General features: G+C 59.1%; 16 protein-coding genes. 13 read left to right on the top strand and 3 right to left on the bottom strand.

Going from position 1 to position 14,765, the window contains the following annotated elements:
• Positions 1-29: 29 nt before the first annotated feature.
• The gene (gene trxA, locus Q4577_RS11280; protein ID WP_303468058.1) at positions 30-350 is read left to right on the top strand and encodes a thioredoxin; all 321 of its coding nucleotides are present in this window, start codon (positions 30-32) and stop codon (positions 348-350) included.
• Here the strand turns inward: trxA and Q4577_RS11275 are convergent.
• On the bottom strand, positions 347-1,324 hold the full coding sequence (locus Q4577_RS11275) for an aminoglycoside phosphotransferase family protein (protein WP_303468056.1): 978 nt from the start codon (positions 1,322-1,324) through the stop codon (positions 347-349). The genes trxA and Q4577_RS11275 overlap by 4 nt on opposite strands.
• A gap of 76 nt (positions 1,325-1,400) precedes the next feature.
• Between Q4577_RS11275 and hslV the strand changes: the two genes are divergently transcribed.
• A complete protein-coding gene (gene hslV, locus Q4577_RS11270) occupies positions 1,401-1,958 on the top strand; it encodes an ATP-dependent protease subunit HslV (protein ID WP_244691746.1) in 558 nt (185 codons plus the stop codon).
• A gap of 44 nt (positions 1,959-2,002) precedes the next feature.
• Entirely contained in the window at positions 2,003-3,310 is a 1,308-nt protein-coding gene (gene hslU, locus Q4577_RS11265) for an ATP-dependent protease ATPase subunit HslU (protein WP_244691748.1), read from the top strand.
• Positions 3,311-3,369: 59 nt separating this feature from the next.
• Here hslU and Q4577_RS11260 read toward each other — a convergent pair whose 3' ends face one another.
• Positions 3,370-4,914 (bottom strand): ABC transporter substrate-binding protein, encoded by a 1,545-nt coding sequence (locus Q4577_RS11260; protein WP_303468054.1) that lies wholly within the window; start codon positions 4,912-4,914, stop codon positions 3,370-3,372.
• Between the two features lie 140 nt (positions 4,915-5,054).
• Positions 5,055-5,810 (bottom strand): IclR family transcriptional regulator, encoded by a 756-nt coding sequence (locus tag Q4577_RS11255; RefSeq protein WP_303468052.1) that lies wholly within the window; start codon positions 5,808-5,810, stop codon positions 5,055-5,057.
• Between the two features lie 216 nt (positions 5,811-6,026).
• On the opposite strand from Q4577_RS11255, the gene Q4577_RS11250 reads away from it, so the two are divergent.
• From Q4577_RS11250 to Q4577_RS11205, 10 genes are all read left to right on the top strand, one after another.
• On the top strand, positions 6,027-6,863 hold the full coding sequence (locus tag Q4577_RS11250) for a cyclase family protein (RefSeq protein ID WP_303468050.1): 837 nt from the start codon (positions 6,027-6,029) through the stop codon (positions 6,861-6,863).
• A 73-nt stretch (positions 6,864-6,936) separates the two neighbouring features.
• Positions 6,937-7,281 (top strand): cupin domain-containing protein, encoded by a 345-nt coding sequence (locus tag Q4577_RS11245; RefSeq protein WP_244691819.1) that lies wholly within the window; start codon positions 6,937-6,939, stop codon positions 7,279-7,281.
• Between the two features lie 3 nt (positions 7,282-7,284).
• Positions 7,285-8,079, top strand: a complete 795-nt coding sequence (locus Q4577_RS11240) for an SDR family NAD(P)-dependent oxidoreductase (protein ID WP_303468048.1) — start codon at positions 7,285-7,287, stop codon at positions 8,077-8,079.
• A gap of 3 nt (positions 8,080-8,082) precedes the next feature.
• The gene (locus tag Q4577_RS11235; RefSeq protein WP_244691815.1) at positions 8,083-9,012 is read left to right on the top strand and encodes a 3-hydroxyacyl-CoA dehydrogenase family protein; all 930 of its coding nucleotides are present in this window, start codon (positions 8,083-8,085) and stop codon (positions 9,010-9,012) included.
• Between the two features lie 39 nt (positions 9,013-9,051).
• Positions 9,052-10,335, top strand: coding sequence for an ABC transporter substrate-binding protein (locus Q4577_RS11230; protein ID WP_303468047.1), 1,284 nt, complete (start codon positions 9,052-9,054; stop codon positions 10,333-10,335).
• 48 nt (positions 10,336-10,383) lie between these two features.
• Complete coding sequence (locus Q4577_RS11225; protein ID WP_303468046.1) at positions 10,384-11,112, top strand: ABC transporter ATP-binding protein; 729 nt, start codon at positions 10,384-10,386, stop codon at positions 11,110-11,112.
• Positions 11,105-11,812: an ABC transporter ATP-binding protein gene (locus tag Q4577_RS11220; RefSeq protein WP_303468045.1), complete on the top strand. Its 708-nt coding sequence runs from the start codon at positions 11,105-11,107 to the stop codon at positions 11,810-11,812. The genes Q4577_RS11225 and Q4577_RS11220 overlap by 8 nt, the downstream gene beginning before the upstream one ends.
• Before the next feature lies 1 nt (position 11,813).
• On the top strand, positions 11,814-12,677 hold the full coding sequence (locus tag Q4577_RS11215; protein WP_303468044.1) for a branched-chain amino acid ABC transporter permease: 864 nt from the start codon (positions 11,814-11,816) through the stop codon (positions 12,675-12,677).
• Positions 12,674-13,711 (top strand): branched-chain amino acid ABC transporter permease, encoded by a 1,038-nt coding sequence (locus Q4577_RS11210; RefSeq protein ID WP_303468043.1) that lies wholly within the window; start codon positions 12,674-12,676, stop codon positions 13,709-13,711. The genes Q4577_RS11215 and Q4577_RS11210 overlap by 4 nt, the downstream gene beginning before the upstream one ends.
• A 3-nt stretch (positions 13,712-13,714) precedes the next feature.
• Complete coding sequence (locus tag Q4577_RS11205) at positions 13,715-14,653, top strand: 3-keto-5-aminohexanoate cleavage protein (RefSeq protein ID WP_303468041.1); 939 nt, start codon at positions 13,715-13,717, stop codon at positions 14,651-14,653.
• Positions 14,654-14,765: the final 112 nt, after the last annotated feature.

Here is a 14,765-nt window from a genome sequence, read left to right as displayed (position 1 = left end):
CGATAGACGACTCACTCAGGAGAAGACCAATGGCCACAGTTGCCGTAACCGACGCGACCTTTGACGCGGAAGTCAAAGAATCCGATGTCCCCGTAGTGGTGGATTTCTGGGCCGAATGGTGTGGCCCCTGTAAGCAAATCGGCCCCGCGCTCGAGGAACTTTCGGCGCAATACGGCGACAAGATCAAGATCGCCAAGGTTGACGTAGACAGCAACCCCAACACCGCCGCCGCAATGGGCATCCGGGGCATTCCCGCGCTGTTCCTGTTCAAGGACGGTCAGGTTGTGTCGAACAAGACCGGCGCCGCGCCCAAGGCCGCGCTGCAAAGCTGGATCGACGAATCGCTCTAAGCTGAGGTCGCGCCAAACGCGCGTTCTGCAATGATTTTGAGGCGCTCAAACTCGACAAGAGCTTGGGCGCCTTTTCTGTTTGACGTGCGGTTCCAATCGGTAAGCAGCTGAATACGCAACAGGAATTGCACGCCCGGATCGTCGGGACCGACGAAATCATACCCGTCGAAAAACGCTGTGATCGCTTTGGGTGGCAGCAGGTGACCATCGGGAATCGCCGTCAGGTCCGCCGCCGTTACCGCATAATTCAGCAGCAACCGGGCAATATCATATCCCACCGGCGCGTGGCTGATGGGCATGAAATCATAGCCGGTAACGTCTTTGCCATCGATCAGGATGTTGTGGCAGTTCATATCGCCGTGTTTGGCCGCAACCCGGCTTTCGCGACCTTCGTGATCGGCGACAAAATCCTGAACAAGATGTGCCAGCTGGATAAATCTGTCTTGGCCGCGAATGCGCCGTTCGCCCGCCGCCATCTGGCCCGCAAGGTGCAACATATGCTTGGCCATGAAGCGGGGTTGAAACCGGCGGTTTTGTTGAAAAGTGCCGCGATGATACGCGGCAAGCCAACGCCCGGCCTGGCGCAGATAGGGCTGGTGATCTTCGTGGGTCAGGCAAAGATCGCGCAGGGTGTCACCCGGTTGAAATGTCATCAAACAGGCCTTGATGTCGCGATCTTCCGCCAAAATACGCGGCACCGTGACACCCGGCACGGGGTCCACCGCCCGTTGCGCCAAATGCTGCGCATCCAGCATGCCATTGAATTCGCTGGGATCTTCGGGTCGAAACACCTGTTTCAGGATCAAGGGCGCCTGCCCCGGCGCATCAAACCGCATCACCAGATGAAGCCGATCAGGATTGTCCTTCATCCAATGGCGCGTATGGGCATAGGCCCGCGCATCAAATCCGGCTTGCTCGGCGAGATGGTTGAAAACCTCTTGCGCCAGCTCTTGCAGATCAGAAAACGCGTTCAATTCCGGTCCTTTCCCCTGTACACCCTTGCGAAGCCTCAGGCCCATTCACAAGTACTGGCTAAACGGAGATCTATCCATGCAAGAAAACGAGTTCCCCGGCTGGCACGGCACCACCATCATTGGCGTCAAAAAGGGCGGCAAGGTGGTGATTGCCGGTGACGGCCAGGTCAGCCTTGGCCAAACCGTGATCAAGGGCACCGCGCGCAAGGTGCGCCGCATTTCGCCCGGTGGGTCTGATGTGGTCTGTGGCTTTGCCGGATCGACGGCGGATGCCTTTACCCTGCTCGAACGGCTGGAGGCCAAGCTGGAAAGCACCCCCGGCCAACTGGCGCGCGGCTGTGTCGAACTGGCCAAGGATTGGCGCACCGACAAATATCTGCAAAAGCTTGAGGCCATGCTGATCGTCAGCGATGGCGAACAGATGTTTGTCATCACCGGCGCGGGCGACGTGTTGGAACCCGAACATGACGTCACAGCCATCGGATCGGGCGGCAATTACGCGCTGGCCGCCGCACGCGGGCTGATGGAAACCGATTTTTCCGCCGAAGAAATCGCGCGCAAGGCGATGGCGATTGCCGCCGACATCTGCGTCTACACCAATGGCAACCTGACGGTTGAAACGATTGGGGGCTGATCGGGTTTTCACCGAAAACCCGCCCCTCAAACGAAAGGACCCCCATGACCGACCTCACCCCCCGCGAAATCGTTTCCGAACTCGACCGGTTCATCATTGGCCAGGCCGACGCCAAGCGCGCCGTTGCCGTGGCGCTGCGCAACCGCTGGCGGCGCAAACAGCTGTCGGATGATCTGCGCGACGAAGTGTACCCCAAGAATATCCTGATGATCGGCCCCACCGGCGTCGGCAAGACCGAGATCAGCCGCCGTTTGGCCAAACTGGCGAAAGCGCCGTTCATCAAGGTCGAGGCGACAAAATTCACCGAGGTCGGCTATGTCGGTCGCGATGTTGAACAGATCGTGCGCGATCTGGTGGATGCCGCCATCCTGCAAACCCGCGAAATGATGCGCGAAGACGTCAAGGCCAAGGCTCATCAGGCCGCCGAAGACCGCGTGATCGCCGCAATTGCCGGGGAAGACGCCCGCGACGGCACCCGCGACATGTTCCGCAAAAAGCTGAAGGATGGCCTGCTGGATGATACAATCATCGAGCTGGAACTGACCGACACCTCCAATCCGATGCCGACAATGGACATCCCCGGCCAGCCCGGCAGCCAGATGGGCATGATGAACCTCGGCGATATCTTTGGCAAAGCGTTTGGCGGCCGTACCGTGCGCAAACGCATGACGGTGCGCGAAAGCTATGACATTCTGATTTCCGAAGAGGCTGACAAGCTTCTGGATGATGAAACCGTGACCAAGGCCGCGCTGGAATCGGTGGAACAGAACGGCATCGTGTTCCTGGACGAGATCGACAAGGTCTGCGCTCGCAAGGAAGCCCGCGGCGGGGATGTTTCGCGGGAAGGTGTGCAGCGCGATCTGTTGCCATTGATCGAAGGCACAACCGTCAGCACCAAACATGGCGCGGTCAAAACCGACCATATCCTGTTTATCGCGTCCGGCGCATTCCACATTGCCAAGCCATCGGATCTTTTGCCCGAATTGCAGGGCCGTTTGCCGATCCGGGTGACCCTGCGCGCCCTGACCGAAGACGATTTCGTCCGCATCCTGACCGAAACCGACAACGCCCTGACCCTGCAATATACCGCGCTGATGGGGACCGAAGAGGTCACCGTGACCTTCACCGATGAAGGCATCGCCGCGCTGGCAAAGATCGCCGCAGAGGTCAATGAAAGCGTGGAAAACATCGGCGCCCGCAGGCTCTATACCGTGATGGAACGGGTGTTCGAGGAGCTGAGCTTTCATGCCCCTGATCGCAGCGGTCAATCGGTCACGGTGGACGCGGAATTCGTGGAAAAGAACCTCGGCGAATTGACCCGATCCACAGATGTCAGCCGCTACGTGCTCTGATCACGACCGATGCCCCGTCACAACAGTCACAACTGGCGGGGCATCTTTTGATCGGCGCGTTACACCGCCGACCAGCGTTCCGCCATCCGGGCATTGTCCATCCCCCAGAGACCGCCAATGCGGTCCGGCGTGGTGATCCGGCTGGACACCGCCTCTACCCAATTGGCAAACATCGGGATCACAACCCCACCATCGTCGCGCAGCATCATCTGCATCTCGCCATACATCGCATTGCGCTTGCCACTGTCGATCTCGGACCGAGCGGCCAGTAGAAGCTGTTGAAAACGTTTGTCTTCCCACTGGCTTTCATTCCACGGCGCGCCAGATGCATAGGCGGTCGCGAACATCCAATCCTCCGTTGCGCGCCCCGACCAGGCCCCGGCACAGAACGGCGTGTTCCGCCAGACCTGCGCCCAATAGGCCGTTGGCGGATGATCCACCACATTGATATGTATGCCCGCCGACCGCGCCGCCCCCTGATAGAGCCGCGCCGCATCAACCGCGCCGTCAAAAGCCGCCGTCGACACCGTCAGGTCGATATTCAGCGAGGTCAATCCGGCCTTGGCCAGATAAAAGGCCGCCTTGTCCGGATCATACGGCAATTGCGCCAGATCAGCCGCGAAATACTGATTTGCCGGGCCAATCGGGCTGTCGTTGCCAATATGGCCATGCCCCAACAGCACGCGATCCACCATGTCCTGGCGATCAATCCCATATTTCAACGCCCGGCGCAGATTGACATCATCAAACGGCGCGCTGCCGCTGCGCATGGGAAAGGTGAAATGCCGATTGCCGGTGGTTTCGATCAATCGCAGCGCCGGGTTATTTGACACGCGCGCCGTATCCGCCAGATCGACACGGTTGATCGCATCAACCTGACCGGACTCAAGCGCATGCATCCGCGCCCGCGCATCGTTCAGCGCAATGAACTCGACCTCATCAAACCAACCGGCCTTGCCGTCCTTGTAATGGCTGTCCACGCGTTTTCCGATGAACCGCACGCCGGGTTCGAACCGCACCGCCCGATACAATCCGGTGCCAATACCCTGCGCCATCGCCAAGTCGATTTGGCCCGCCGGATAAATCAGCAGGTGATAATCTGAAAGGAGATACGGCAGATCGGCATTGCCGGTCGCCAGGGTAAACTGCACCTGATGGCTGCCCAGTTTCTTGATCTCGGTCATCGCCGCAACAATGGGTCGCGCTGCGGAATCCGATCCCGGCGCAACATGCAATTGCAGCGATTGAATGACATCATCGGCGCCAAATGGCTTGCCGTTATGGAACGTCACGCCCCGGCGCAGATTGAAGATCCAGCTGCGGGCATCTGTGCTGGCCTCCCAGCTTTCGGCCAGTTCGCCAACCAATGTGCCGTCGGCGCGCACCTCGGTCAGGGTGTCAAACACCGCGCCCTGCCCTGCGGCCTGCATGAAGATGTCGTTGTGGCGCCGCCCGTCCCAGCCATCGGTCGGATCCGCGCCCGCCAGCCCAACCCGAAGCCGCCCGCCACGCCGGGTTTCCGCCTGCAACGACAGGCCAGACGCCGCAAGCACACCGGCGGCGGCCCCCTTGCGCAGCAATCCCCGTCGCGTCAATCGTGTCATGTCAATCTCTCCAGGGCGGGCCCCGGCCAAATCTGCCGGGTGACAGCGGCCAGCATGACAGCGGCAAGAAGATTTGACCAGCAAAGCCTTGCGGCGCGCGGCCCTTGATGGGTATTGCCGGTTAAAGTTGCTCGCAGAAGCTACTCGAATGTGCGCTGAATGTTGGCGCTGGTGTCGATAAGCGCATTTTCAATCGTCTTCATTTGGTCGCCAAAACGCGTTGATGGCACCGGAACCGATATGGCATGCAGGTCGCCGCCCCAATCCCGGAAGGCAAATCCAATAGCCGAAACACCAGAGGCATGTTCGTCAAGGTCATAGGCCAGGCCACAGTTCTGGATCTCTTCAAGCTGGGCAAGAAACTGCGCCAGATCCTGTGTCACCCCATTGCGATCCCATTCATTGCGGATCAGCTTGATGGCGTCTTCCTGATCCATCATCGCAAGGCAGGCTTTGCCATTGGCCGTTGTGGTCAGGGGAAAAACCTCGCCAACCTTGGAAACCGTGGTCAGCCGATGCGTTCCCGGCACCTGATCCAGGAACACCATGCCGATGCCGCGCATGACCGCCAGATCAGTCGTTTCTCCTGTTTTCTGTGTCAGTTCGGTCAAGAGCAGACGGCAATGTTCGACGATGTTGTAATGCGCCGCCCCCGCCAGCGTGCTGAGCTCTGGACCCAGCCGCAGCCCACCCCCCTGCATATCGCTGATGACAAAGTTTTCCTCTGCCAATGCGCCGGTGATTCTCTGTACCGTAGAGCGGGGCAAATCGGCGAGCTCGGCAATTTTCCCCAAGCTCATACCCGATTGAGCATCCTTCAACACCCGGAGTATCGAGGCCGCGCGGGCGATCACCTGGATGCCGGATCTATCATTTTTCGTCTTGTCTTCAGACATATACAGGGTGTCCCCATCGGTAATTGCGGCGCGGGTTGCGGGATGTGATTGCTCAATCAGTGTCCCACTATGCGATACATGTCAACCGCATCGTGAATATTTTTATTGACCGCAATGCGGTGCACGTGCATCAATATGCGGGACAGGTGGAGGAGCCATCCTGACAGTTTAAAATCGAAAACGCCGGGATTCCGGCGAACAGAGGAGATGTGTCCAATGGTTGAAATCCGTGGCATCGAGTTCCAATCGAACACCGACAACGACATGGGACTGGAGTTCTACAATCTCAGCCACCGCTTTGGGTTCCAGAACCCGAACTGGCCTTATTTTCAGGACACCAAGATCGAGCGCATCCACTACATGGCGAAATCCGGTGTGCTGAGCCAACGCATCACCACCACGATGCACGCCACCACCCATATCGACGCCCCGGCGCATGTGGTGCAGGGCACGCCGTTCATCGACGAAGTGCCGCTGCCGCATTTCTTTGGCACCGGGCTGGTTGTTTCGATCCCAAAGAAGAAATGGGAACAGATCACCGCAGATGACTTGGAAAAAGCCTGTGGTCACGCGATCCGCAAGGGTGACGTTCTGATCATCAACACCGGCTGGCACCATGACTATGAGGATGGTGACTACTTTGCCTATTGCCCCGGGCTGGTGCCGTCAGCGGCAGAGTGGATGGTGGAAAAGGGCATCAAGGTTGTCGGCCACGACACCCAGGCCAATGACCACCCGCTGGCCACCGCCATCGGCCCACAGCGAAACGGCCCGCTGTTGCCGCATCTGGAGAAGGAATACCTCGAATGGTCCGGCGGCATTCCGTGGGACGTCGCCTTTCCAGAATGGGAGCCGGTCCATAACATCCTGTTCAAAAACGGTATTCTGGGCATTGAAAACGTCGGCGGTGACCTTGATGCCGTGACCGGCAAGCGCTGTACCTTTGCGTTCTTCCCCTGGAACTGGGACCGCGGCGACGGCTGCATCATTCGTCTCGTGGCGATGATGGACAAGAGCCAGGGCTTCCGCATCGACGATGGCGCCGACTTCTGATCCTCCCTGACTGGTCGCCGGGGGACCGGCGGCCATTTTCAGCCCCACTTCCGACACGCCCGAGGAGATTTCCATGCACCTTAAACGCTTTCACGATGCCCAGCCTTATGAGGCCGCAAATCATTTCGGCTGTCACGGACTTCGATTGCAGGGGTTTGAGGAAGGCGGGCCAACCAACCAATGGGTTGGGTTCAGTCAATTCCTTCCCGGTGGCGGCGCGGGGCCGGATTCCACACCGTTCGAAAAGGTTTACGTCGTGCTCGAGGGCGAGATGACAGTGACCATCGACGGCGAAGCGACCGTTCTGGGCCCATTGGACAGCTGCACCATTCCAGCCGGCGAAATCCGCCTTTTGGAAAACCGGACGAACCTGACCAGCAAGATGCTGGTTGTCATCCCCTATCCTGCGGAGGCCTGACTTATGAATGTCATGCAAAACCCACTGTCCATGTTCGACGTCAAAGACAACACCGCCTTGATCACCGGGGCCTCTGGCGCATTTGGGATGGTCGCGGCGCGCATTCTGGCCGGTGCCGGCTGCAAGCTGGTGCTGGTTGCGGGCAACCAGACCGCACTGGACGAGATTGCCGACGAATGCCGCAGCATGGGCGCAGAGGTGACCGCCATCAACACCCGCCCCACGGATGAAGACATCTGTAACGGGTTGGTCGCCCAGGCGGTCGAAGCTTATGGCCGGTTGGATATTCTGGTGGTGGCCTCGGGGATGAACAAAGTCGCGCTGATCAACGACATGACGCCCGAAACCTTTCAATCGGTCATGGATGCCAACGTCAATCAAACCTGGCTGTTGTCCCGTGCCGCCGCCGGACAGATGAAACAGCAGGGCAGCGGCAAGATTGTTCTGGTCTCCTCTGCAAGGGGGCTTTTGGGGCATCCGGCCGGCTATACCGCCTATTGCGCGTCCAAGGCCGCGACCGACGGTCTGACAAAGGCGTTGGGATGTGAATTGGGGCCGTCCGGCATCACCGTGAATGCCATCGCGCCGACCGTGTTCCGGTCGCCTTTGACCGCCTGGATGTTCGCCGACACGGACGAGGCAAAGAAGGTCAGGGATGGTTTTCTGGCCCGTGTGCCCAAGGGCCGTCTTGGCGAACCAGAAGACCTCGCCGGCCCCTTGTTGTTCCTGGCCTCAAAAGCCTCTGATTTTTACACCGGGCATATTCTGTATGCTGACGGTGGCTATACGGCGGGTTGAAGCATGGTTGCCAAGAAACAGCAGATCGCGGTGATCGGTGCCGGCCTTATGGGGCATGGCATTGCGCTGACCCTGGCCAAGGCCGGGCAATATGTGGCCATCACCGATCCTTTCGAAGAGGCCCGCGCATCGGTTGTCGATCGCATCCTTCAGAGTATGGAGGCCATGGGCGACGACGAAAAGACCGCCGCCAAGGCAATGAAGATGATCGAGGTGTTCAACTCGACCGCGGGTGCGGTGCGGCAGGCGGATGTCGTGTTCGAAGCTGCGCCGGAAAAGCTGGCGCTGAAGCAACAGATCTTTGCCGAAGTTGAGCAGCACGCGCCAGACAGCTGTATCCTGGCGTCGAACACATCTGTCATGCCGATCACGCAGATCATGTCGAAGCTGCGGTTGAAAAACCGCGCTGTGGGCACCCATTGGTGGAATCCGCCGCATATGATCCCCTTGGTCGAGGTGGTCAAAACCGAATGGACCGACCCCACCGTTGCAAAGACCATCTTTGATCTGCTGGCGGATGCCGGCAAAACGCCGGTGATGGTCGAAAAAGACGTGCCCGGGTTCATCGGAAACCGGTTGCAGCACGCCCTCTGGCGCGAGGCCGTGAGCCTGGTCGAAAACGGGATCTGCGAAGCAGAAGATGTCGATACGGTGGTAAAGTCCTGTTTTGGTCGCCGCCTTGCCGTTCTTGGCCCGTTGGAAAACGCCGATCTGGTTGGCACCGACCTGACGCTCGATATCCACGAAAACGTTCTGCACGACCTCGAAAGCCGCAAAGGACCGTCACCCTATCTTGCAAAGCTCGTCGAAGACGGGCGCCTGGGGATGAAATCGGGCGAAGGTTTTCGGAAATGGACCAAAGAAGACGCTGATGCCGTGCGTGCGCGTGTTGCCAGCCATCTGAACAAATTGGGGACCATTCTCGACGATTAAACGATTGGTCGGCGAAAAGCCGATGAAAGGGAGGAAGAAATGTCAAAGATCATCAAACAACGCCCAACCCGGCGCGGTTTCCTGGGAGGGGCCGCAGCCGCATTGGCCACCCCGGCATTGCTGAGCGCCACGCGCGCCTATGCCGCCAACCCCACGTTGCGCATCGGCCACGTCAGCCCCCGCACCGGACCCCTGGCAGGATTTGCCGAGGCCGATGATTATGTGCTGGCAGGCATCGAAAAGGTGTTTGCGGGCGGCATCGAAAACAACGGCAAAAGCTGGAATGTCGAGATCATCTCGAAGGACAGCCAGTCGAACCCGAACCGGGCTGCCGAAGTGGCCGCAGACCTGATCCTGGGGGATGAGGTCGATATTATCGTCGCCGCCTCGACCCCGGATACGGTCAACCCGGTCAGCGATCAGGCCGAAGTGAACGAAGTGCCCTGCATCACCACCGATTGCCCATGGCAGCCTTATTTCTTTGGCCGCAATGGTGTCCCGGGAGAGGGGTTCGCCTCGACCTATCATTTCTTCTGGGGGCTTGAGGACGTGATCGGCGCGTTCCTTGATATGTGGGGGCAATCGGGCGCGGCCAAGACCGTCGGCGGGCTGTTTCCGAACGACGCGGACGGCAACGCCTGGGGCCATCCAGAGCTGGGCCTGCCCACGCCGCTGGCCGCAGCGGGCTATGACCTTGTTGATCCGGGCCGTTATCAGCCGCCGTCGGATGATTTTTCGAACCAGATCGCCGCATTCAAATCGGCGGGCTGCGAGATTGTCACAGGCAATATGATCGCCCCCGATTTTGCGACCTTCTGGAGCCAGGCCGCGCAACAGGGGTTCACCCCCAAAGTTGTGACAATCGGCAAGGCGCTGTTGTTCCCGTCGGTGATTGAATCGCTTGGGGATCGGGGCGACGGTCTGTCGTCCGAGGTTTGGTGGTCCCCAAACCATCCCTTCTCGTCCTCGTTGTCGGGGGCATCGTCCAAGGCACTGGCCGAAGGCTATTCTGCCGCTTCCGGCCGCCCCTGGACCCAGCCGATCGGCTTCAAACACGCGCTGTTCGAAGTGGTGGCAGATGTAATGAAGCGGTCCGAAGATCTGGAAGATCCCGAGGCCATCGTCGCGGCCATCGCCGGAACCAACCTCGACACCATTGTTGGCAATGTGAACTGGGCAAATGGCCCGATCAACAATGTCACCAAGACGCCGTTGGTTGCTGGCCAATGGCAAAAAGAGGGCGACTCCTTTGATCTGAAGATCGTGGCCAATTCGGCGACGCCGGACATTCCGTTGACCGGCGATCTGAAATTGCTTGGCTGATGCGTATGAGCGGTGCGGTTGCACCGCTCACCACCCAAGGGGACTAGAATGAACACCATTCTGAAACTCGACAACCTTTGCAAAGCTTACGGCGCCGTAAAGGTTGCCGATGGGCAAAGCTATGAAGTGGCCGAAGGCGAAGCACTGGGCGTGATCGGCCCGAACGGGGCTGGCAAGACGTCGATGTTCAACCTGATCACCGGAACCGTGTCACCCGATGCCGGGACCGTGGAATTTGCCGGGCAGAACGTCACCGGCTGGAGCGCGGCAAAGCGCAGCCATTCCGGCATTGCGCGATCCTTTCAGGTGCCACAGCCGTTTTCCAATATGACCGTGTTTGAAAATGCGATGATTGCGGCCACCCAATCGGCTGGCCTGCGCGGCCCAGAAGCAGAGCGGCTTTGCCTTGAGGTTCTGGAAAAGACCGAGCTTTTGTCAAAGGCCAATACCATGGCCGGCGGTCTGACGTTGCTGGGGCGCAAGCGGCTGGAACTTACGCGGGCGCTCTGTGCGAAGCCAAAGTTGCTGTTGCTTGACGAAATCGCCGGTGGGCTGACCGAGGCCGAGTGCCGGTCGCTGGTTCAGACCATCAAGGACATCCATGCCTCGGGCGTGACCATCATCTGGATCGAACATGTGGTGCATGCGCTGCTTGCCGTGGTCGACCGGCTGATCGTGATCGACTTCGGCAGAAAGATTGCCGAGGGCGACCCACAGGCGATCATGGACAGCCCGGAAGTCAAAGAAATCTATCTGGGGATTGAAGCCGATGCCTGAACCCATTCTTCAGATGCAGGGGCTTGATGCCCATTACGGGGATTTTCAGGCGCTTTATGGCGTCGACATGGCCGTTTCCGAAGGCGAAATCCTGGCCATCATCGGCGCAAATGGCGCGGGGAAAACCACCCTGATGCGGTCAATCACCGGGCTTTTGCGCAACGGTCCTGGCCAGATCAAATATTACGGCACGGACATCAGCCGTCTGCGGGCAGACGAGGTCGCCGCGCGGGGGCTGGCGATGGTGCCGGAGGGGCGGCAGCTTTTTCCATCGCTGTCGGTGCGGGAAAACCTGATGATTGGCGCACAGGTCGGGCGCAAGGGGCCCTGGGACATTCACGCGGTCTACAAGCTGTTTCCGATCCTCGAAGAACGCAAGGATCAGGCCTCGACCTCGCTCTCTGGCGGGCAACAGCAGATGGTGGCCATTGGCCGTGCGCTTATGGCGAACCCCGATCTGATCCTGTTTGACGAGATCAGCCTCGGGCTGGCCCCGATCATCATCAAGGACATCTACGACGCCCTGCCGGGCATCATCGGCGAGGGCATGAGCGCCATCATTGTCGAACAGGACATCACCAAGGCGCTGTCCGTCAGCAGCCGGGTGTATTGCCTGCAAGAGGGTCGTGTGTCGCTGGAAGGCGACGCGGACAAGGTTTCGCGCGATGACATCTCTCGCGCCTATTTCGGGATAGAATGACATGGACTGGCTGAATGCAATTGTACAAGGCACCCTGCTTGGCGGTCTCTATGCCCTGTTTGCGGCGGGGTTGTCGCTGATCTTTGGTGTGATGCGTCTGGTCAACATTGCCCATGGCGATCTGATCGTTCTGGCCGCCTATCTGGGGCTGACTGTCACCACCGCCACCGGTCTGCATCCCTTGCTGGCCTTGGTTCTGGTCGTGCCGACCATGGCGCTGATCGGATATGCGCTGCAACGCGGGTTGCTGAACAAAACCCTCGGGGATGACCTTTTGCCACCGCTTCTGGTCACTTTCGGGCTAAGCGTGATCCTTCAGAATGCCCTGCTCGAAGTCTATTCCGCCGACCCCCAGAAGATGGCTGCCGGGGCGCTTGAAACGGCCAGCTTTTCGGCCGGGGGGCTGACGCTGGGTGTGCTGCCGGTTCTGACCTTTGCGGTGGCCATCTTGGTGATCTGGGGCCTGCAATGGACCTTCTATCACACCGCGCTTGGCCGTGCCTTTCGCGCCGTATCCGACAATCAGGATATCGCACAGCTGATGGGGCTGAACCGGCGGCATATCTTTGGGCTGGCCATGGCGCTGGCGCTTGGGGTCACCGCAATTGCCGGAATTCTTCTGGGCATCCGCACCAGCTTTGACCCCTCGATCGGCGGCGGGCGTCTGATCTTTGGCTTCGAGGCCGTGATCATCGGCGGGCTTGGCAATCTTTGGGGCACATTGGCCGGGGGTGTCATTCTTGGCGTGGCACAGACCATCGGCGCCAAAATCGACCCCGGCTGGCAGCTTCTGGCCGGGCATATCGCCTTTCTCTTAATCCTCGCCGTTCGTCCCAACGGCCTTTTCCCAAGGATCGCGGCATGAATATTCAGGATTACCACGTCACCCGAACCTCCGGGGCCGCCCGCATGGCCGCGATCCTTGGTGCGCTTGTCCTTGTTGTGCTTATCGCGGCCCCATGGTGGGCGGGGCGCGCCGACATGCGCCTGTTGGGCGAGATGTTTCTTTATCTGGCGCTGGCGTCACTGTGGAACCTGATGGCGGGATATGCCGGGCTGGTTTCAGTTGGGCAGCAGGCCTTTGTCGGATTTGGCGGCTACATGCTGTTTGCCCTGACCATATTCGCAGGCCTGCCTCCGATTGCGGCCATTGCGATGGCCGGTGTGCTTGGTGCGCTGATCTCGGTGCCTGTTGCTGTGCTGATCTTCCGTCTGCGCGGGGCCTATTTCGCCATCGGAACCTGGGTAATCGCCGAAGTCTTTCGGTTGGGCTTTGCCCAGATTTCGTCACTGGGGGGCGGTTCGGGGTCGTCCCTGCCGGTGGCGATCGTGAAATCCCTCGCTTCGAAACGCGCGATGCGTGAATCCTTGAGCTATTGGCTGGCGCTGGGCGCGGCTGTTTTGGTCATCAGCGCTGTTTATCTGTTCCTGCGCTCGCGCAAGGGGCTTGCCCTGACCGCAATCCGGGACAATGAATTGGCGGCCGGCAGCCTCGGGATCGACATCTGGCGCACAAAATTCACCGTTTATGTGGTCACCTCGGCGCTGACGGCCATGATCGGCGCCCTGATCTTCCTGCAAAAGCTGCGTATTTCGCCCGATGCCGCCTTTAGCGTCAATGACTGGACTGCCTTTGTGATCTTTATCGTGGTGATCGGCGGCATTGGCACAATCGAGGGCCCGATCATCGGAACGCTTGTGTTTTTCGCGCTGCGCGAAACGCTTGCTGACCTTGGCACCATTTATCTGATCGTTTTGGGGTTGGTGGCCATCGTGATGATGCTGAAAGCGCCCAAAGGGATCTGGGGTCTGATCCGCAGCCGTTTCGATCTTCAACTCTTTCCGCTGGGATACCGCGTCATTGCGCCGGCCAACACAGACAAAACCAAAGGAACCTGATCCATGGCACGCCAGAAAAAGACGGTCATCACCTGCGCCATCACCGGGGCAATCCATACGCCAACCATGTCAGACGCGCTGCCCTATACCTATGACGATATCGCAACCCAGGCGATGGAAGCGGCAGAGGCCGGGGCGTCCATCCTGCACCTGCATGCGCGGAACAACGAAACCGGCGCGCCGTCGGTTGATGTAAAGGATTTCGCGCCTTTCCTGCCCCGGATCAAGCAAGCGACCGACGCGGTGGTGAATATTTCGACCGGCGGTTCGCTGACACTGTCGATCCAGGAGCGTATCACTCCGGCCAAGACCTTCAGCCCGGAAATGTGCTCGATGAACATGGGCAGCATGAACTTCTCGTTCCATCCGTTGGCGAAACGCTACAACGAAGATGATTGGAAATTTGATTGGGAAAAGGACTATGTCGCCAATTCCGACGGCAACATTTTCCGCAACACCTTTCGCGATATCAAGGAAGCGGCCGAAACCCTGGCACCGCATGACATCAAGTTCGAACATGAATGTTATGATGTGGGCCATCTCTATAACCTGAAATTCTGTATGGATATCGGGCTGTTCAAGGCGCCGGTGTTCATTCAGTTCATCTTTGGCATTCTGGGCGGTATCGGCCCCGAGATTGATAACCTGATTTTCATGAAACGCACCGCTGACCGTCTGTTTGGCGACGATTACCGTTGGTCGGTTCTGGGCGCTGGCGGATCACAGATGTCGCTGGGCACCACCGCCAGCCAGATGGGTGGCAATGTGCGTGTCGGGCTTGAGGACAGCTTGTTTATCTCGCGCGGGAAACTGGCGGAAAGCAACGCCCAGCAAGTGGCCAAAATTCGCAAGATCGTCGAGGCGCTGGGATGTGAGGTCGCGACACCGGATGAAGCGCGCGAAATGCTTGACCTGAAAGGTGGCGACAGGGTCGCGTTCTGATCTGACCAGCCGTTATTTCCGGCAGATGTGCCAATAAATTGGTGAACAGCGCGGATGCAACGGCGCTGTTTGCTACGGACAATGGCATCAAATGACCGGAAATCGGGGAAAC

Origin of the sequence: Marinovum sp. 2_MG-2023, from assembly GCF_030548265.1 — a bacterium.
In the GTDB taxonomy this organism is placed as follows: Bacteria; Pseudomonadota; Alphaproteobacteria; order Rhodobacterales; family Rhodobacteraceae; genus Marinovum.
The sequence above is the reverse complement of the archived record's forward strand: the minus strand, read 5'-3'. Positions and strand labels throughout refer to the sequence as shown.